This window comes from Burkholderia sp. AU44665 (assembly GCF_030504405.1).
In the GTDB taxonomy this organism is placed as follows: domain Bacteria; phylum Pseudomonadota; class Gammaproteobacteria; order Burkholderiales; family Burkholderiaceae; genus Burkholderia; species Burkholderia semiarida.
Genome location: NZ_JAUJRI010000010.1, coordinates 109,403 through 128,503 on the forward strand (window position 1 = coordinate 109,403; position 19,101 = coordinate 128,503).

Annotated in this window: 17 protein-coding genes; 3 read left to right on the forward strand and 14 right to left on the reverse strand. The window is 65.0% G+C overall.

The genetic code is table 11. The features are described from left to right. Positions 1–40: 40 nt before the first annotated feature. The 12 genes from QZM15_RS21055 to QZM15_RS21110 all read right to left on the reverse strand — a co-directional run bounded on the left by QZM15_RS21055 (position 41) and on the right by QZM15_RS21110 (position 15,046). Positions 41–1,684 carry an ABC transporter ATP-binding protein gene (locus QZM15_RS21055; RefSeq protein WP_059583403.1) on the reverse strand — a complete coding sequence of 548 codons (1,644 nt, stop codon included), beginning with the start codon at positions 1,682–1,684 and terminating at the stop codon, positions 41–43. Further along, entirely contained in the window at positions 1,681–2,796 is a 1,116-nt protein-coding gene (locus QZM15_RS21060; protein WP_059645838.1) for an ABC transporter permease, read from the reverse strand. Before QZM15_RS21060 ends, QZM15_RS21055 begins: the two co-directional genes overlap by 4 nt. Further along, entirely contained in the window at positions 2,750–3,802 is a 1,053-nt protein-coding gene (locus tag QZM15_RS21065) for a microcin C ABC transporter permease YejB (protein WP_059645841.1), read from the reverse strand. Before QZM15_RS21065 ends, QZM15_RS21060 begins: the two co-directional genes overlap by 47 nt. 13 nt (positions 3,803–3,815) lie before the next feature. Continuing rightward, positions 3,816–5,696, reverse strand: a complete 1,881-nt coding sequence (locus tag QZM15_RS21070; RefSeq protein ID WP_302107198.1) for an extracellular solute-binding protein — start codon at positions 5,694–5,696, stop codon at positions 3,816–3,818. A 240-nt stretch (positions 5,697–5,936) separates the two neighbouring features. Then, positions 5,937–8,762: a TonB-dependent receptor gene (locus QZM15_RS21075; protein ID WP_302107199.1), complete on the reverse strand. Its 2,826-nt coding sequence runs from the start codon at positions 8,760–8,762 to the stop codon at positions 5,937–5,939. A 255-nt stretch (positions 8,763–9,017) separates the two neighbouring features. Then, positions 9,018–9,593, reverse strand: coding sequence for a helix-turn-helix domain-containing protein (locus QZM15_RS21080; RefSeq protein WP_059645851.1), 576 nt, complete (start codon positions 9,591–9,593; stop codon positions 9,018–9,020). Positions 9,594–9,844: 251 nt separating this feature from the next. Further along, positions 9,845–11,035: a tetratricopeptide repeat protein gene (locus QZM15_RS21085; RefSeq protein ID WP_060318653.1), complete on the reverse strand. Its 1,191-nt coding sequence runs from the start codon at positions 11,033–11,035 to the stop codon at positions 9,845–9,847. Positions 11,036–11,051: 16 nt separating this feature from the next. Beyond that, on the reverse strand, positions 11,052–11,483 hold the full coding sequence (locus QZM15_RS21090; protein ID WP_059583519.1) for a biopolymer transporter ExbD: 432 nt from the start codon (positions 11,481–11,483) through the stop codon (positions 11,052–11,054). Positions 11,484–11,561: 78 nt separating this feature from the next. Continuing rightward, complete coding sequence (locus QZM15_RS21095; protein WP_059645854.1) at positions 11,562–11,984, reverse strand: biopolymer transporter ExbD; 423 nt, start codon at positions 11,982–11,984, stop codon at positions 11,562–11,564. Positions 11,985–12,004: 20 nt separating this feature from the next. Next, positions 12,005–12,910 (reverse strand): MotA/TolQ/ExbB proton channel family protein, encoded by a 906-nt coding sequence (locus QZM15_RS21100; protein WP_059583417.1) that lies wholly within the window; start codon positions 12,908–12,910, stop codon positions 12,005–12,007. A gap of 86 nt (positions 12,911–12,996) precedes the next feature. Further along, complete coding sequence (locus tag QZM15_RS21105) at positions 12,997–13,698, reverse strand: energy transducer TonB (protein ID WP_059583418.1); 702 nt, start codon at positions 13,696–13,698, stop codon at positions 12,997–12,999. An 859-nt stretch (positions 13,699–14,557) separates the two neighbouring features. Further along, complete coding sequence (locus QZM15_RS21110) at positions 14,558–15,046, reverse strand: aminoacyl-tRNA deacylase (RefSeq protein ID WP_059583420.1); 489 nt, start codon at positions 15,044–15,046, stop codon at positions 14,558–14,560. Between the two features lie 446 nt (positions 15,047–15,492). On the opposite strand from QZM15_RS21110, the gene QZM15_RS21115 reads away from it, so the two are divergent. Then, positions 15,493–15,786: a YciI-like protein gene (locus QZM15_RS21115; protein WP_059583421.1), complete on the forward strand. Its 294-nt coding sequence runs from the start codon at positions 15,493–15,495 to the stop codon at positions 15,784–15,786. Positions 15,787–15,793: 7 nt separating this feature from the next. On the opposite strand, the gene corA is transcribed toward QZM15_RS21115, so the two are convergent. Next, positions 15,794–16,771, reverse strand: coding sequence for a magnesium/cobalt transporter CorA (gene corA, locus QZM15_RS21120; protein WP_059583422.1), 978 nt, complete (start codon positions 16,769–16,771; stop codon positions 15,794–15,796). A 199-nt stretch (positions 16,772–16,970) separates the two neighbouring features. On the opposite strand from corA, the gene cydX reads away from it, so the two are divergent. Further along, on the forward strand, positions 16,971–17,105 hold the full coding sequence (cydX, locus tag QZM15_RS21125; protein WP_027810184.1) for a cytochrome bd-I oxidase subunit CydX: 135 nt from the start codon (positions 16,971–16,973) through the stop codon (positions 17,103–17,105). Continuing rightward, positions 17,102–17,719: an ATP-binding protein gene (locus QZM15_RS21130; protein ID WP_059583424.1), complete on the forward strand. Its 618-nt coding sequence runs from the start codon at positions 17,102–17,104 to the stop codon at positions 17,717–17,719. Before cydX ends, QZM15_RS21130 begins: the two co-directional genes overlap by 4 nt. Before the next feature lie 131 nt (positions 17,720–17,850). Here QZM15_RS21130 and QZM15_RS21135 read toward each other — a convergent pair whose 3' ends face one another. After that, positions 17,851–18,951: a saccharopine dehydrogenase family protein gene (locus QZM15_RS21135; protein WP_059583425.1), complete on the reverse strand. Its 1,101-nt coding sequence runs from the start codon at positions 18,949–18,951 to the stop codon at positions 17,851–17,853. Positions 18,952–19,101: the final 150 nt, after the last annotated feature.

The following is a 19,101-nucleotide window of genomic DNA, read 5'->3' on the forward strand; positions in this document are numbered from 1 at the left end:
GCGTCAGCGAACGGTGCGGGCGCGCCGCGCCCGCTTGACGTCAATCATCCGCGTCCCCTTCCCGCTGCCGCGGCCCCGGTTCCGGCGCGAGCATCGACGACGCGAGCAGCGCCTGCGTATACGGGTGGGACGGCGCGTGCAACACGTCGAGCGTATCGCCCTCCTCGACCACGCGCCCCGCCTTCATCACGATGACCCGATGAGCCATCGCACGCATCACCGCGAGATCGTGCGTGATGAACAGATAGCTCAGTTCATACTTCTTTTGCAGATTCGTCAGCAGATTCAGCACCTGCTTCTGGATCGACACGTCGAGTGCGCTCGTCGGCTCGTCCAGCACCAGCAACTCAGGCTCCACCGCCAGCGCGCGCGCGATCGCGATGCGCTGGCGCTGGCCGCCGGAAAATTCGTGTGGATAGCGAAGCATCGCCTCGGCCGGCAGGCCGACCTCCTGCAGCAAGGCCGCGACGCGCGCGCGCCGCGCGGCGCCGGCCACCGTCGGCCGGTGCACGGCGAGCCCCTCGCCGACGATCTGCTCGACCGTCATGCGCGGCGACAGCGAGCCGAACGGATCCTGGAACACGACCTGCATGCGGCCGTACAGCGCGCGCCGGCCGCGTGTCGTGCGCAGCGACGCCAGTGGCATGCCGTCGATCTCGATGCCGCCCGACGCCGGCCGCTGCAGGCCGAGCACGGCCGCCGCCAGCGTCGATTTCCCCGACCCCGATTCGCCGACGATCCCGAGCGTCTCGCCGCGCCTGAGGCTCAGCTTCACGTCGTGCACGGCCCGGAACGCCGTCTTGCCGAACGCCGCGCGCCAACCCTTCGCCGCGATGCGGTAATCGACGGCAAGCTGCTGGACATCGAGGATCGTCCGCGCGTCGGCCGCGACCGGCTCGACCGCGCGTTGCGGCGCGCTGTCGAGCAGCCGGCGCGTGTACGCGTGCCGCGGCGCGGCGAACAGCGCGCCGGTCGTGTTCGTCTCGACGAGCACGCCCCGCTCCATCACGGCCACGCGCTGCGCGAAGCGCCGCACGAGATTCAGGTCGTGCGTGATCAGCAGCACGGCCATCCCGCGCGCGGCGGCCTCCTGCTCCTGCAGCTCGATCAGCAGGTCGACGATCTGCTGGCGCACCGTCACGTCGAGCGCCGTCGTCGGCTCGTCCGCGAGCAACAGCCGCGGCCGGCACGCGAGTGCCATCGCGATCATCGCGCGCTGCCGCTGGCCGCCCGACAACTGGTGCGGAAAACTGTCGATGCGCCGTTCCGGCTCCGGAATTCCGGTGCGCCGCAGCAGCGCGATGCCGCGCTCGCGCGCGTCGCCCGCTCGCAGCCCCTCGTGCAGCCGCAGGCTCTCGGCGATCTGCTTGCCGATCGTATACAACGGGTTGAGTGCCGTCATCGGCTCCTGGAACACCATCGCGATATCGGCGCCGCGGATGCCGCGCATCTGCTGCTCGGTCTTCGCGAGCAGATCCTCGCCGTCGAACAGCATCTGGCCCGACAGCGTCGCCTGCTGCGCGAGCCGCAGAATCGACAGCGCCGTCACGCTCTTGCCCGAGCCCGACTCGCCGACGAGCGCCACGCGCTCGCCGCGCGCGACCGCGAGGTCAAGGTCCTGCACGGCGGCTTTCGCGCCGAAGTGCGCGGAGAACTGGCGGATCTCCAACAATGGCGTCGTCATCGTTGCTCCCCGCCGAAGGCCGAGCCGCGCGCGCGCATGTCGAGCGCGTTGCGCAGCGCGTCGCCCATGAACGTGAGCAGCAGCAGCGTGACGACCAGCGCCGAGAACGCGGAGATCGAGATCCACCACGCGTCGAGGTAGTTCTTGCCTTCCTGCAGCAGCTCGCCGAGGCTCGGCGTCGGCGGCTGCACGCCGAGGCCGAGGAAGTCGAGGCTCGTCAGCGACAGGATCGCCGCGCTCATCCGGAACGGCAGGAACGTGATCACCGGCGTCAGGCTGTTCGGCAGCACGTGCCGCCACATGATCTGCCAGTTCGACAGCCCCATCGTGCGCGCGGCCTTCACGTAGTCGAGCGCGCGGTTGCGCAGGAACTCCGCGCGCACGTAGTCGGACAGCACGAGCCAGCCGAACATCGACAGCAGGATGAACAGCAGCCACAGCGACGGTTCGAAGATCGACGCGAAGATGATCAGCAGGTACAGGTCGGGCAGCGCGCTCCAGATCTCGATCAGGCGTTGCCCGACGAGATCGGTACGTCCGCCGTGGAAGCCCTGCAGCGCGCCCGTCAGCACGCCGATCGCGACGCCCGAGACCGTCAGCGCGAACGCCATCAGCACCGACAGCCGAAATCCGTACAGTAGCCGCGCGAGCACGTCGCGGCCGAACTGGTCGGTGCCGAGCCAGTTGCTCGCGGACGGCGGCGCCGGGTACGGCCGCGACGCGAAATAATCGATCGTGTCGTAGCGGTAGCGGTTCGGCGGGTAGATCGCGAAGTTGCCGTGCGACTCGATCTTCGCGCGGATGTACGGATCGAGATAGTTGGTCTTCGCCGGGAAATCGCCGCCGAACTGCGTCTCCGGATAGTCCTTCACGATCGGGAAATAGAGGTGCCCGTCATAGCGCACCACGAGCGGCCGGTCGTTCGACAATCCGTCGGCCAGCAGGCTGAGTGCGAACAGCGTGGCAAAGATCACGAGGCTCCAGTAGCCGAGCCGCTGCGCGCGAAACCGCAGCCACGTGCGTCGCCACGGCGACGGCGACGCCGCGCATGCGACGGCGGCCGGATCAGTGGTCCAGGCGGCTGAACTGGATACGGGGGTCGACGAGGACATAGCAGATATCCGCGATAAGCTTGGTCAGCAGACCGATCAGGGTGAACAGGAACAGCGAGCCGAGCACGACCGGATAGTCGCGGCGGATCACCGAGTCGTACGACAGTTGCCCCATCCCGTCGAGCGAGAACAGCGTCTCGATCAGCAGGTTGCCGTTCAGGAACGCGCCGACGAATGCCGCCGGCAGCCCGGTGAGCAGCGGAATCGCCGCATTGCGCAGCACGTGCTTCCACAACACGTCGCGCTCCGGCGCGCCCTTCGCGCGCGCGGTCAGCACGTATTGCCGGCCGATTTCCTCGAGGAACGTGTTCTTCGTGAGAATTGTGACGATCGCGAAATTGCCGACGACCGACGCGGTGACCGGCATCGCGATGTGCCACAGATAGTCGAGGATCTGGCCGATCAGCGTCAGGTCGTCGAAGTTGTCCGACGTGAGCCCGCGCATCGGGAACACCTGCCAGAACGTGCCGCCGCCGAACAGCATCAGCAGCAGCACGCCGAGCACGAAGCCCGGCACGGCGTAGCCGGTCAGCACCAGCACGCTCGTCACGGTGTCGAACCGCGAGCCGTTGCGCACCGCCTTCGCGATGCCGAGCGGCACCGACACGAGATACGTGAGAATCACCGTCCACAGCCCGAGCGTGATCGACACCGGCAACTTCGAGCGGATCACCGCCCATACGCTGCGGTGCGCGAAATAGGATTGCCCGAGGTCGAACGTCGCGTAGCTTTTCAGCATCAGCGCGTAGCGTTCGAGCGGCGGCTTGTCGAAACCGAACTGCTTGCGGATCTGCTCGATCTGCTGCGGATCGACGCCCTGGCTGCCGTGGTAGCCGCCCCCGCCTCCGCCCGCGTCGCCTCCACGCGCGCTGCCGTGGCGCAACTGCGCGAGCACCTGCTCGACCGGGCCGCCCGGCACGAACTGCGTGACCGCGAACGTGATCGTCACCACCCCGATCAGCGTCGGAATCATCAGCAGCAGCCGCCTCACTATGTATGCCAGCATCGTTGCTCCCCCGTCAGGCCGCCGGAGCGGGTTGTGGTCGTGCGGCCGGCTTCTTCACGTACCAGTAGTCGACGATCCAGTCCTCGTACTGATAGGAAGCCGGCACGACCGCCGGATGGCCGAGCGTCGTCTTGTATGCGATCCGCGCGTTCGGCAGGTAGTACTGCGGGACCAGCACGTACAGGTTGATCAGCACGCGGTCGAGGGCGTGCGTGGCCGTCTCGAGATCGTCGAGCGTATCTGCCGCGAGCGCCGCGCGGATCAGCGCGTCGACGGCCTTCGACTTCACGCCCGGATAGTTCTCCGAGCCAGGCTGCGAGGCGGCCGCGCTGCCGAAGCGGCGCGTCAGCTCCGCGCCGGGGATCGTCACGGGCGAGTAGATATACGTCGTCATGTCGTACTCGAAATTGTCGAGCCGCTTCTGGTGGAGCGCGCTGTCGATCTCGTGCAGGTACGCGTGGATGCCGAGCGTCGCCAGCGCCTGCGTGTACGGCAGGATCAGACGATCCATGCCGGGCTCGTCGTCGATGATCTCGATCGTCATCGGCGTGCCGTTCGCGTCGCGCAGCGCGCCGTCGCGATAGTGCCAGCCGGCCTGCGCGAGCAGGTCGCGCGCTTGCCTGAGGTTCGCGCGCAGCGAGCCGGGCGGCAGCGTCGACGGCTGTTTGACCATCGGGCCGAACACCTCCGGCGGCAACGTCGAGCGGAACGGCTCCAGCAATGCGAGTTCCTTCGCGCTCGGCATGCCGGATGCCGCGAACGGGCTCGCGTCCCAGAAGCTGTTGGTGCGGCGATACTGCCCGTAGAACATCATCCGGCTCATCCAGTCGAAGTCGAATGCCAGCGCGAGCGCATGCCGCACGCGTACGTCCTGGAACATCGGCTTGCGCAGGTTCATCAGGAAACCCTGCATCTGCGCGGGGCCATCCGGGAATTCACCCTTCTTCAGCAGCCCGTTGCGGAAATTCTTGCCGACGTACTTGCGCGCCCACTGCGTCGAGCTGTACTCCACCCGCGCGTCCACGTCGCCGGCCTTGAACGCCTCGAGCGCCGTGTACTGGTCGAGGTACAGCTTGAACGACACGCGTGCGAAGCGGAACATCCCGCGCCGCGACGGCAGGTTCGCGGCCCAGTAGTGCGGGTTGCGCACGTACGTGATCTGCTTGTCGTTCCTGCGCTGCTCGATCAGGTACGCGCCGCTCGCGATCGGCGGCACGTTCGCGATCTGGTCGAACGGCGGCCGCGTACCGTCCGCGCGCTGCCCCCACTTCGGCGAGAACACCGGCAGGTCGCCCGCGATCAGCGCCGCGTCGCGCTCCGCGTGCTGGAATTCGAAGCGGATCGCGTGCCTGTCGACCACCACCGCGCGCTTGATGATGGAGAACTGCGCGTTGTAGATCGGCGACGCCTGCGGGCTCGTCAGCGTGTCGAACGAATACTTGACGTCCGCCGCGGTGATCGCGTCGCCGTTCGAAAAGCGCGCGGCCGGATTGATGTGGAACGTGGCCGACAGCCCGTCGGGCGCCACCTCGACGTCGTCGGCGATCAGCGCGTATTCGGACGCGAGCTCGTCCCAGCTGCGCTGCATCAGCGTGTCGAACATCAGGTTCTTGATGTCCGGCGCGGGCGAGCCGCGCACGAGGAACGGGTTCAGCGAGTCGTAGCTCTGCGCTTGGTCGTAGTTTTCGAAGTTGAGCGTGCCGGTGTCCGGCGCGTCGGGATCGGCATAATCGAAATGCGCGAAATTGGTCGGGTACTTCGGCTGATCGTATTGCGCGATCGCCGACACCGCGAGCGCCGCACGTGGCATGGCGCTACCCGACACGAGCAGCACGACGCATGCGAACAGCGCCGCGCGCGGCACGCCTGTCCATCGCCATTTCAACAGTTTCATGGTCGGTCTGTCCGAAAGCGTGCGGGCGTGATGCCTGCGCGCGGTAGATGCCGGTGCAGGATGCCGCGTGCCACCTGCATCCCACTGGTTGTTCGTGCTGAAAACGCGCCTGCGAACTGCATCGCCGCACGTCCCGGTTGCAGGCCGTCGTGGCGCCAGGCGAAAAAGGGCCGCTCCAAAAAATGGGGAGGTGGACGTGGAGCGGCCGGTCTAAAGCCCATCCGTGCATCGCAATCGGCGTCAGAACTTGTAGGTCGCGCCAACCTGCGCGAATCGACCGACATACGTGTACAGCGACGTGTCGTAGCCCGTCTGGTAGCTCGCGTTCATGAAAACCGGGTCGAACGGCGGCGCACGATTGAAGATGTTGTCGATGCCCGCGTAGATCGTCCAATGCTTGAAGCCGGTGTAGCTGACCATCAGGTTGAACTGGCTGTACGACGCCACGCTGTCCTGCATGTTCGGATATTGGCCAGGCGACAGGATGGCCTGGCTGTACGGTCCCGTGAACATCCACGTCAACGTCGCGTTCCATTGGTTGTGGTAGTTCCAGTTCAGACTCGTGTTGCCCTTCCAGCGCGGGAAGCTGCCGCCGAACGGCTCGTTCAGCGAACCGTTGTTGCCCGCGAAGTCGGTCGTCTCGCCGCCCACCGGCATCTTGAAGTGCCACACGTAGGCCCAGTCGCCCGACAGCGTGAAAGTACCGATCTTGGTCGACACCGATTGGCGGAAGGTGGTCTCGAAGCCGTCCGTATCGAGCGACGACAGGTTCATGTACGGCAGCACGACATACGCGATCGAACCATTCGGATTACGGATCACCTTCGTCGGATCGTTCTGGTCCACCACCGTCTGGATATCTTCCGTGCCGATCACGTTGTCGATGTGGATCTTGTACCAGTCGAAGCCGAAATCGGTATTGCGGGTGGGCGACAGCTGGAAGCCGATGTTGTAGTTCTTGGTCCGCTCCGGCTGCAGCTTGCTGTTACCTGCCTGCACTTCCTCGACGAGGTTGTATGCGTTCGGATTGTTAGGATCGTTCGAATCGACCGCGCCCTGCGCGGCGTAGGTCCTCGACGAGGTGTTTTCGATCAGCGTCGGCGCGCGGAAGCCACGGTTGTACGAACCGTACATCGTCAGCTCGCGGATCGGCTGGAAGCGCAACGCGAAGCGCGGCGAGAACGCGCCACCGAAGTCGCTGTAGTGATCGTAGCGCCCCGACTGGCTGAACGTCAGGTTCTGCAGGATGGGAATGTCGATCTGGTAGTAGACCGCCGCGACGTTGCGCTCGCCGTTGACCGATTGCAGCGACGGCTGGATGAGCGTGCCGTTCGCGTAGTCCGCGCCCGTCCCGATGTATTGGCTCTGGTGCGTGAATTGCGTACCGAGACCCAGACCGACGTTACCCGTGGGCAACGTGAACAGGTTCGGCGTCGACAGCGTCGCATCGACGGCGTCGAGCTTCGTGATGGCCTGCGTCGACGTGCTTCCGTACAGCCCGTTCAACCCGTTCGGTGTCGACGATGGATTCGCGAAGTTGAATACGCCGTTCTGGACGATATTTTCGAGCGCGGCCGCGTTGATCAGGTTCGAATAGTTGTTCGACACCGTGTTCTGCGAATGCGTGTAGGACGCCGTCCAGTCCCAGTCACCCACGCGCGGCGTGCTGAACGATCCTTTCACACCCGTCGCGGCACGCCAGAAGTTGGAGCTCGTATGCACGGCCTGCGTGGCCGGGAATGTATAGACCAGCTTGGCCGGCACGCCAAACGGGTTATACGGATTGCTGCCCGGCACGAGGTTCGAAATCGGGTTGAGACCGCCCGTCGCCGGATCATAGGTCTGCGTGCTGTTGCCGAGGCGGCCGACGAAGTTGTTCGTGACCGTCGTATTGTTGCTTTCCCAGAGATCGGCGAACGCCTGCATCGCGTCGCTGATCTTGAAGTCGGCGTGCACCTTCGCGCTCAGGCGTTCAGTCCACGGTGACAGCGACGATGCGTACGCGGTGTTGTTTGCGCAGACCGTGCCGGGACCGTTGACCTGCGCGACGGAGGTGCCCGGCACGGCCTGACCGCCGTTCGGACACGGGCTCAGCGGCACCTTCGCGCCGGTGGCCGGATTGCGCCAGTACGACACGCTCTGGTTCGACAGGCCGCCCGGGAAATTGGAGAAATCCTGGTTCTGCGTCATGTCGCGATCGGCGATCGAGATGCCGTTCGACTTGTAGTAGCTGAGCGCCGCCGTCACGTTGAAGCGGTCGGCGTTCAGGTCGCCGAAGCCGCCGAGGATGCTGAACTTCGTCGTGCCCTGGCCGCCTTCACCGTTCGTCGCACCGCCGTAGCTGCCTCCCAGCTCGAGACCCTGGAAGTTTTTCTTCGTGATGATGTTCACCACGCCCGCGATTGCGTCGGAACCATACTGAGACACCGCGCCTGTCTTGACGATTTCGATTCGGTCGATGATGTTCAGCGGCAGCGTGTTCAGGTCGAAGAACTGATCGCTGCCGTTCACCGCGAACGCATACGGTGACACCCGCATGCCGTCGATCAGCACCAGCGTGTACTTCTCGCTGAGGCCGCGCAATGCGATGCCTGCGCCGCCCGGCGCGAAGCTGTTCGTCGTCCCTTCGCTCCAGCTGCTTGCCGAATTCGCCGAGGTGCTGCGCAGGTAGTCGGCGACGCTGGTGTGGCCGCTGTTCTCGATGTCCTTGCTCGTGATGGTCTGAACCTGGTTGAAGCCGACCTTGTCGGCCTGCCGGATCAGCGAACCCGTCACTTCGAACCGCTTGATCTGCGCGACCTTGCCCTGTCCGTTCGCGCTGGGAGCGGCCGGCGTCGCCTCGGCTGCCGCACCGGATGCCGCGGCGCCCGTGGCGGCGACAGCGCCCGCCGTACCGTTCGCCTGCGCAACGGTCACGGGTGCGCCATTCGCGACCGCATCCGCGATCGATGCGGCGCCCGGCGCCGGCTGGCTCTGGGCGAACGCCGGCGGCACCAGCGCGGCCGTCAGCGCCAGTTCCGCCCAGACTATCCTCTTGATGGCCAACGCCAATACTCTCTGCTTCATCTCGTTCCCTCTCGCTCGTAGTAAGACCCCACCTGCTGTACGCCGGAACCTTGTGAATTCCTTGCGCGTCCTGGGCGCCCGTGTAACGGAACCCGCAATAGCCACCCTTCCGACCGCCACGACTCGAACGGATCGGCCTGGCACCCGTTCCGCCCGGCATCACCGTTTCTTTATATTTACTTCGTCATACTTACTACATGTCATGAGCGCACTTCCTGCCGCTTCCGGTTCGACATGCGGTGCCTGCCGCCTCCGCTAGAACAGCCTCGGCGTGCCGACCCAGACGATCACCGCTTCTTCGTCGGCCGTGTTGCGCCATGCATGCGGCATCGTCGATTCGTAGTGCGCGGTATCGCCCGCATTCAGCGTGAACGTGCAATCCTCGAGCGTCAGCGCGACCTGCCCGCGCATCACGTAGACGAATTCCTCGCCCGCATGCGTCGTTATCTCGGACGGCGACTGCCCCGCCGGCATCCGGACGAGAATCGCGTCGAGCTTGCGGCCATCCACCAGGTTCGTCAGCCTGGCGAACAGGCTGGCCGAGTTCGCGAACTGGAAGTACTGCAGCGCGTTCCCGCGGCACACCGAACGCGCTTCCGTCGGCGTGTCGATGAAGTACTGCATCGTGACGCCCAGCGCGTGCGCGATCCGGACCAGCGACGTGATCGACGGCGTCGCGCGACCACGCTCGACCTGGGACAGGAACGGCTTCGAAATACCCGCGATCCCGGCCGTCTCGTCAAGCGTGAGCTTCAGGCGCTGGCGCAGCGCCCGGATCTTGCTGCCCAGCGATACGGCGACCAGAACCGACTCATCAGGGGGCACAGTCATGGAAGTGCGGAGCCTCGCAGTCGAAACCGGTTTGATGTCGGCCGTCCTTGCCCGATGCGATGACGCGGCCGTCGCGGCGCGGCACCGTCGCCGCGCACCCGCGAGTGTTTCGCCTATTTCATTCGCGTTACTAATCAACAACATTTCCCCTGTCTCTCTTCATGTCCGACCGTCAAGGACTTGTACTTCCATCGCGCCACGCTGCTCGTCGATTGCGTACGCGTCGCATGCCGTCGCGGCCTTGCGCTGCGCTACCGGGACGCCACCGCCGTCCACAGCTTCGCCAGATCCGCCGACCCGTCGTTACCCTTCACCGTGCGCAGCACCTGGACCGCATGCGCCTTCTGGCCGGCCACGTAGTACGCCTCGCCGAGCCGCAGCCGCGCGGCATCGGGATGCTCGAGTCCGCCTTTCGCGATCACCTGCTCCATCATCGACAGCCCCTGCGCCGCATGGCCCGCGAACACCAGATTCATGCCGGCATCGATCGGCGCCACCGGGTTGGCGGCGTCCGCACCCGACTGCGCACGCTTGGCAGCCAGCGCCTGCAGCCGTTTCTCGCGCTCCGCCTGTGCATCCTTGCCCAGCACGCCGGACGCGAATCCCTGGTCGATCACCTGCCTGCCCTCGGCCGGCGTTCCCGCCACCAGCGCGAGCTGCGTCATCTCCATGTAGGCGTCGGCCGTCGTCAGCGAGCCCGTCGCCCTGCGCAACCGGTAGATGTCGAGGTCGAGCGACGACAGGTAACCGGGGCTGCCGCGAATGGCCGAGATCATGTCCTCCCAGTACGCGGGGCTCGGATGAAAAGCCACCAGCATGCCCAGCGCGTTGCGATAGGCAACGGCGTCCTTGCTCTTTTGCGCACAGGTCGCCAGCATTTGCAGCTGGCCCTCGTCCGGCGCGTGGCCGGCCTTCGCCTGTGCCTCCGTGCTCGCCTTCAACTGGCTCACGACCTGGCCGCAATCGTTCGACAGGTAATACGACTGCGTGAGCAGCGTGCGCATGTCCGGATCCGTGCCGCCCGCCTTCAGGTAGCGCTGCGCGACGCGGATCGCCTGCGGATAGTTCTTCTGCTGGAAGTAGATTCCCGCGAGCGCCGCCGTCGTCCGCTGCTCGTCCGCGCCCGACAGGCGCCCCGAGTTCAGCACGGTTTCGTAGGCCTGCGCGGCCACGCCGGTATCGCCGGCCGCCATCGCCGCCGCGCCGCGCGTCGCTTCCACCATGTAGGTTTCGTACGGCGTGCGGTTGGGCACGGCGGCCGCCTGCGCGATCTTGCCGAGCGCATCGCGATACCTGTGCGCGCGATACAGGTCCTGCGCCGCGGCCAGCGGCTTCGCCACGTCGGGCCGCAACGCGTCGGCCGCCCACGCCGGCCGGCCGAGCACGCAGGCCGCACCGAGCGCCGTCAGCGCCATCATCCGTTTCCATCGTCGCTGGTTCATCGGTCCGCCTGTCCCGTCATTGCATGAACTGCTCGTTTCCGATCAGGCCGATCTTCGTCGCGCCCACGCGCTGCGCGGACGCCAGTACGGCCGCCACGTCCTTGTACGGCGCCAGCTTGTTCGCCCGCAGATGGATCTCCGCCTGCACGGGCTCGTGCGCGACCGCCGTCAGCTTCGTCTCGAGTGCCGCGCGGTCCGGCACCGGCGCGCCGTTCCACGTCGTCGTACCGTCGAAGTCGATGTCGATCTGCACCACTTCCGGCGGCGTGGCGGGCGGCGGCGGGTTGCCCACCGGCAGGTCCATCTTCACCGAATGCATCTGGATCGGGATCGTGATGATCAGCATGATCAGCAGCACCAGCATCACGTCGATCAGCGGCGTGGTGTTGATGTCGACCATCACGTCCGGCTCGCCGCCGCTCCCGCCCGAAGGCACGTTCATTCCCATCGTCTGCTCCTGTCGATGCCTGATCTGATCCCATGCGTCGTCAATCGGAATCGGCGCGTATGCCGTTCCCATGCAAGGCTAACCACCCCGCGCCGGCGGTTCCGTAATGAACGACACCTTCGCGATACCCGCTCGCTCGCACATCGTGACGACCCGGCCGATGAACTCGTAGCGCGTGTTCTGGTCGCCCCGTACGTGCACGCTCGGCTGCGGCTGCTGCTGCGACACACCCTTCAGCTTCGCGAGCAACGCCGACGCATCCACCCGTTGTTCGCCCCAGAAAAAATCGCCGTCGCGATTCACCGCGATCTCGACGCTCTTCGGCGTGGTCTGCAGCGGCTGCACGACCTCCTTCGGCAACTGCAGCTGGATCGTGTGCGTGACGACCGGAATCGTGATCAGGAAGATGATCAGCAACACCAGCATCACGTCGACGAGCGGCGTCGTGTTGATGTTCGCGATCACCTCGTCGCTTTCGTCCTGCCCGACGTTCATGCCCATCGCGCGCCTCCGTCAGCCGGTCAGTTCACGAGCGACGCGGCAGGCGACGGCGCGCGCACGGCACGCTTGCTGCCGGCCAGCAGCACTGTATGCAGCTGGGCGCCGAAGTTGCGGACGCGTTCCATCACCGACTTGTTGCGCCGGACGAGGAAGTTGTAGCCAAGTACGGCAGGCACCGCGACCGCCAGGCCGATCGCCGTCATGATCAGCGCCTCGCCCACCGGGCCCGCGACCTTGTCGATCGACGCCTGGCCCGCGATCCCGATCGCCGTCAGCGCGTGATAGATCCCCCAGACCGTGCCGAACAGCCCGACGAACGGCGCGGTCGAACCGACCGTCGCCAGGAACGCGAGCCCGTCCTGCAGGCGGTTCGACACGTTCGTGATCGAGCGCTCGACGGACACGTCGATCCACGTGTTGCGGTCCACGGCTTCGAGCAGCGCCTCGTCGTGATGCTCGCCCGCCTCGATCGCCGTTTCGGCGATGAAGCGGAACGGCGACGCCTCGTCGAGCAGCTTTGCGCCCTCGGCCAGCGACGGCGCGCTCCAGAGCTGCGCGTCCGCGATTTTCGCGCGGCGGTTTGCCCGCAATTGCTCGACGAACTTCGTGATCATGATGTACCAGCTGCCCATCGACATGATCACGAGCAGGATCAGCACGAAGCGCGCGACGAAGTCGCCGTTCTTCCAGAGCGCGCCGAGCCCGTACGGATTCTCGACCGCTTCGGTCGTAGCAGGCGCCGGCGGCGGGGCCGGCTCGGCCGCGGAAGGCGCCTGCGTGGGCGCCGCGGCCTGTTGCGACGCGTCGGATGCCGCCGCGGATCCGCTCGCCTGCGCATAGGCGGGCTGCGGTGCAACGAGCCCGTCGATTGCAGCGACGGACATCAACAGGCTTGCCGCCAGCGCGGCCAGAGAACGCTTCGTCATACCCCACTCCAATTCTTTCGTTGAACTTACGATTAAGGTTCGAGCCGGTTTTCACCGGTCCGGCTCCCGCCGGACCGCCCACTGCATCAATTCAGGTTGAACGAGAACGGCACCTGCACCCGTACCGCCTGGCCTTGCGCCACGCATTTGAACCGCTTCACGGTGTTGTAGGCCGCACGATCGAGCACGGGGTCGGCCGACTGGGCCACGCGTTCGTTCGTGATGTTCCCTTCCGCATCCACGACGAACTCGATCGTCACGTCACCCGTGATGTTGTTTTCCTGCGCTTCCTTCGGGTACTGCATCGACGCGCGAATCGTGTCCGAATTCGGGCAGACGACACCTACTTCGTGACTGACCGGTTTGGCCGCCGGCGCGGGCGGTGCGATGACCGGCGCCTGCACGGCCGGTGCGGATGGCACCGGTGCCGACTGGTGCGTGATCGTCGCCTGCGGCGGCGCCTGCACCGGTACTTCCGGCGGCGGCACGAACGGCGGCGGCGGGGGCGCGAACTTCGGCGGCGGAAGCTTGACGACCGGCATCGGCGGGGGCGGCGGCGGCTTCACCGGCTCGATGATGCGGGTTTCGATCGGATGCTGGATCACCTGCACGACTTTCGTCGCGAGGCCGTTGAGCAATGCGTAGATCAGCACTGCATGCAACAGGAGGACGACTGCGATGCCGCCGAAACGGCGCACCGGATTCTGCTGCTTCTTGCCGAATTCCCGCGGACGGCCGAGCGTGGCCAGTCCGCTGTTCGAAGCAACCAGATGCTCTTCGACTTTCATGCCCACTATCCATCCCCCCAAGCGAATCGCCCAGTTTCGCGATGATGGCCGGCGCCGGAACCGGGTCGGTTCCGCCTCCGCCTCAACGTGAAATTTCATTTTCGATGCAATTAGTAATCCGAATCGAAAGCATCGATCGCGGATCCGAATTCATTCAATTTCAAGGAATCGTTTCAACCACCACGGGGTAGCCGCCCTATTCGGCGTCCGCCCTGCACCAGCGCGTTCAGGCAATTGTCAGCTTCGTCGGCGCAGGCACGTTCTCGTATGACGATTGAATCTTCGTTACACGCCGACGTCAGCCAGGCCGTTCGTCTTGGGTGCAGAAGATAGCAAGGAAAAAATTTGGGCGTCAAACTTTATTTGATACCCAAATACAAAGTTTGGAGGCCTTACTCGAATAACAAGTTAGTAAGCTTCAACAAACATTTTCCATTAATTCGGTAATTATTTTGTAGGCTGTCGCACTAATTCAGTGCCTCTCATAAATAATCACCGATTTAGTGCGGCGCACTGCATTGGCGCGTCTGGAATGAGCGCCGCCGGATGCGTCTGGTTGTCTCATGCAAGGATGGAAGCCGATTGACCGTTGTCACGCGGAGCCAGGGCCCGTTGACGCGATATTCCGAGGATTTGCCCGCCGCATTTTTGCAAAGGATTCCAAATTAAAATAAGCAAACCCTCCTACTGGCCTGGTTGAAATAATCGTCTGCACAACGAACCTATTTTCCGAAACCGGGTACCGCTGCGCCAGCGTGAATTCGTTGCCCGCCCCTCTGCGCGCACGGGCATCTCCACTTCACCGGGCCCGGTGGGAAAAATGCCCGCGCATGCGTCATCGATGCACGGCCGGCATCGCTCAGGACAGCATCATCCCCTGCATACGATGCGAGAAATGCGCGCGCTCGGCCGTCTCCATCAGCGCCAGGAATTCGTCCTGCATCATGTGGATCAGCGCTTCGTGGTCGCCGGCCTCGAAATAGACTTCCGGCTGCTGCGCGAGGTGTTCCTCGAGGAACGTCTTCATCCCGTACGCCATGCACACGGGCGGCAGCGCGCCCATGTCGCAATCCTTGAACAGGTCGCGCAATTCGACCTCCCGGGCGAGCACGAGATGGCGTCCCGTCTTCACCCAGAGATCCGACAGACGCACGGCGTGCGTCGTCGGCAACACGGCGGCGACGTAGCCCTCGGCGTCCTCGAGGAGCACCGTTTTCGCGAGACGATCGCCGGGAATGTGCGCGGCGGCGGCCGTCTCCATGCTCGTATGGCTATAGGGGTGGTACACGACTTCGTACCGCGATGACTTCTGGCGCAGGCAATCCTGCAGGGTGGCTGAGACCGGCATGGCACACCTCGTCTGGGCGAATCGGGCGAACGGCGTTCGCTCCGGATTCGTTCAGCATAGGTCGCATTCCGGCCCAATGGAAACACCCCTCGCACGCCCCCCCGCCCGGGGCCGGCGCCTATCGTTTTCACCCGCTCCCCTGCCCCGCCGGCATGCGAAATCCGGACCCGGCATAGGCCGGCGCCTCCTCGTTTCCTTTAGACGAATTCCACGCGGATCGGCCGTGGACGCGAAGCGCCCGGCAATTTGCCGATGTTCGGAAGCTCGACCGTTAGTTGCGTTTTTAAGGAACCAGCGGGATATCGGCCGGGATGCGCGGGTCATTAAGCGCGCCCGGCCAATGCCCGCCAGCCCGCCGGCAAACCACGCCGCCAAGGGCTTTCCCGCTGCCCTATACTGACCTGGCCGCCCACTATCCGAGGCGGAAACCGATTCCTGGAGCGATCATGCATTACCAGTTGATCTACGAACTCGTCGACGATTACCTGTCGCGCCGCGAACCGCTTCGTGCGGAGCATCTCGCGCTCGCGCAGGCGGCGACCGAGCGCGGCGAACTCGTGCTCGCCGGTGCGCTGGCCGACCCGGCCGACCAGGCCGTGCTCGTGTTCGAAGGCGATTCGCCGGAAGCGGCCGAATCGTTCGCGCGCGCCGATCCGTACGTGCAGAACGGCCTCGTGAAATCGTGGCGCGTGCGGCCGTGGCGCGTCGTGGTCGGCAAGCACGCGCCGCGTCCGGCGTGACGCCGCCCTACAGCCAACCTGCCCGCTTGAAACGCCACCACAGCGCGAGGTCGGCGGCGGCCATCACCGCGATGCAGCCGTAGAACCCGTATTTCAGGTGCAGTTCGGGCATGTTCGCGAAGTTCATCCCGTAGATGCCGGCGATCATCGTCGGTATCGCGAACAGCGCGGCGAACGAGCCGAGCCGCTTGGTCACCTCGTTCTCCGCGAGCGAAATCATTCCGAGGTTGACCTGGATCGCCGTGACGACCATCTCGCGCCGCCCTTCGATCGTTTTCACGATCCGCTGCAAATGGTCGTACACATCGCGGAAGTAGGCCGCCATCCCGCTGCAGACTTGCGGAACACGCCCGCCGGTGAGCTTCGCGAGCGGCTCCATCAGCGGCGCCGTGTGCTGGTACAGCAGCACGAGCCGGCGTTTCAGCGAATAGAGATCCTCGATGATCGCGCGCGACGACGCCGGCGTGGCCTTCGCGAAGATGCGGTCCTCGAGTTCCTCGAGTTCGGTGCCGAGCGTTTCGAGGATCGGGAAATACCGGTCGACGACCTGGTCCATCAACGCGTAGAACACGAACGCCGACCCCTCTCGCAGCAGATGCGGCTCCCGCTCGCAACGCTTGCGCACGTCGCGGAAATCGTGCTCGGTATGGTTGCGGATCGACAGCACGTAATTCGGGCCGACGAACACGTTCAATTCGCCGACCTTGAATTCGCCGTCCTCGTCGAGTTCGACCGTATGCAGCACCGCGAACAGCGAATCGCCGTATTCCTCGATCTTCGGCCGCTGATGGCCCTTGCGCGCATCCTCGAGCGCCAGCTCGTGCAACCCGAATTCCTCGCCCATCAGGTCGATTTCCTCGGGTGTCGGATCCTTCAGCGCGACCCAGACGAAGCATTCGGGCTTCGACACGTAATCGCTGATGGCATCGATGTCGATATCGGCCAGCTTGCGGCCGTCCTGGTAAGCAGCACAGTTGATCAGCATGTTGTTCACGATATTGCGGTTTGCGCATCAGTTTACCGGTTTGCTGCACGGACGGGCCGGCTTGCACGGCACGCCGATATTGGTCATGATCGGGCTGCGTGCATCGCAGCACGCGCTCCGTGCGCTTCGACAGGCTCGTCGGGCCTGCATTGCGCACTGCACAACGGCCGCGCGGCCCAATCGTCAAGGAGACAGACCTATGTGGTATTTCTCGTGGATACTCGGCATCGGCGTGGCGCTCGGCTTCGGCATCATCAACGCGATGTGGCTGGAAGCGGAAGTATTCTCGCGCGGCGACACGTCGGGCCAGCGGTCGGGGAGCCGGCATTCGTGACGCACCTGGTGTTCTTCTGCGGTCACGCCGGCACCGGCAAGACCACGCTTGCGAAGCGGCTCATCGGGCCGCTGATGCGCGCGACCGGCCAGGCGTTCTGCCTGCTCGACAAGGACACGCTGTACGGCCGCTACAGCGCGGCCGCGATGGGGGCGCTCACGGACGATCCGAACGACCGCGACAGCCCGCTCTACCTGAAGCACCTTCGCGATGCCGAATACCAGGGCCTGCTCGACACGGCCCGTGAAAATCTCGCGCTCGGCATCGGCGCGCTCGTCGTTGGCCCGCTATCGCGCGAAGTGCGCGACCGGCGCATCCTCGATCGCGCGTGGCTCGGCATCGCGCCGGACGTCACGCTGACGGTCGTGTGGGTCCATACGTCGGAAGACGTCGCGCACCAGCGGATCGTCGCGCGTGCGAACCCGAACGATGCGTACAAGCTCGCGCACTGGGACGAATACCGGCAGCGCCGCTTCGTGCCCACCGGCCGCGAATGCGACGGCATCGTGATGTTCGACAACACCGCGCCGTCCGACGCGGACATCGACGCGCTGCTGTACCGCATCGTGCCGCCGCCGCAACCGGCGACGATGGTCCCGCCGCTGCCGGCCTGATCCCGCGCCCCCGGGTCTTCCGCTTCTCCCCCAAAAAACAACGCCGGAAGCGCTGCTGCGCTCCCGGCGTCGTACGGCCCTCGTGCCAGTGGCTGGCGAATGGTCTGGTAACTACCGTCTGGCAACCGCGGTCAGGCAACCGCGTGCATGCGCTCCATCGTGCCGCCGTCGTACAGCTTGCCGAAACGATTCGACAGGAACGCCTTCAGCGACACCTTCTCCTGCGGGATGAAACCGCTCTGCGGCAGCTTCTTTTCGCGGAACAGATCCAGCACCGCGCACATCGCGCCGGCCGTCGTGATCTGGATCGCGCTCATGTGCATCCCGCACACGTCCTTCGCGAAGATCTTGCGCGTGAACACGTCCTGAACCAGTTGGCCGTCCTTCACGCCCGTCACCGTGACGAACACGAGCACGACGTCCTGCTTCGTCGACGGCACCGCGCGGCGCATGATCGACTTCAGCGTGTCGCGGTCGGTCGACAGGCGCAGGTCTTCCAGCAGGAACTGGACGAGCTCGCGATGGCCCGGGTAGCGCACCGACTTGTAGTCGAGCGTCTCGACCTTGCCCGACAGCGTCTCGCACAGCGTGCCGAGGCCGCCCGACGTGTTGAACGCTTCGTATTCGGTGCCGTCGAGCGAGAAGTGTTCGAGGCCTTCGAGCGGCTGCACCCACTGCTTGCGGCCGTCGCGGATCGCTTCGCACGGCTGGCAGTATTCGTTGATCAGGCCGTCGACGCTCCACGTCAGGTTGTACTTCAGCGCGTTGGTCGGATATTCGGGCAGCGCGCCGACGCGCATCTTCACGTCGCGCACTTCGCTGAAGCCGTTCACGAGTTCGTGCGCGGCGATGCCGATGAAGCCCGGCGCGAGGCCGCATTGCGGCATGAACGCGCGGTCGGAGCCGTCGGCCAGTTCGCGGATCGCATGCGTGGCGCGCACGTCTTCGGTCAGGTCGAAGTAATGAACGCCGGCCGCCTTCGCGGCCGCGGCCACGTTGACCGCGAGGTAGTAAGGCAGCGCGTTGACGAGCGCATCGAAGCCCTTCACCGCTTCGCGAATCGCGTTCGCGTCGGCCGAATCGACCCGTTGCGTCGCGATGCCTTCGCGCGACAGCTTCGCGAGCGCATCCGCGTCGCGGTCGAACGCGACGACTTCGTAGTCGCCGGTTTCGCGCAGCATGTGAGCAATGGTGTGGCCGATCAGACCTGCGCCGACGATGGCGATTTTCATGCGCTTATCTCCTGATGATGGGTTTGGTGTTGTGAACAGCGTTGAGCCAATGAGCACAGTGTAGGGACGCGCAAAATCAGTTCCAAGACGAAGAATGATGCGAAACGACCGATAATTTCGACGTTATGACGATAGATTTCGTCGAAACGA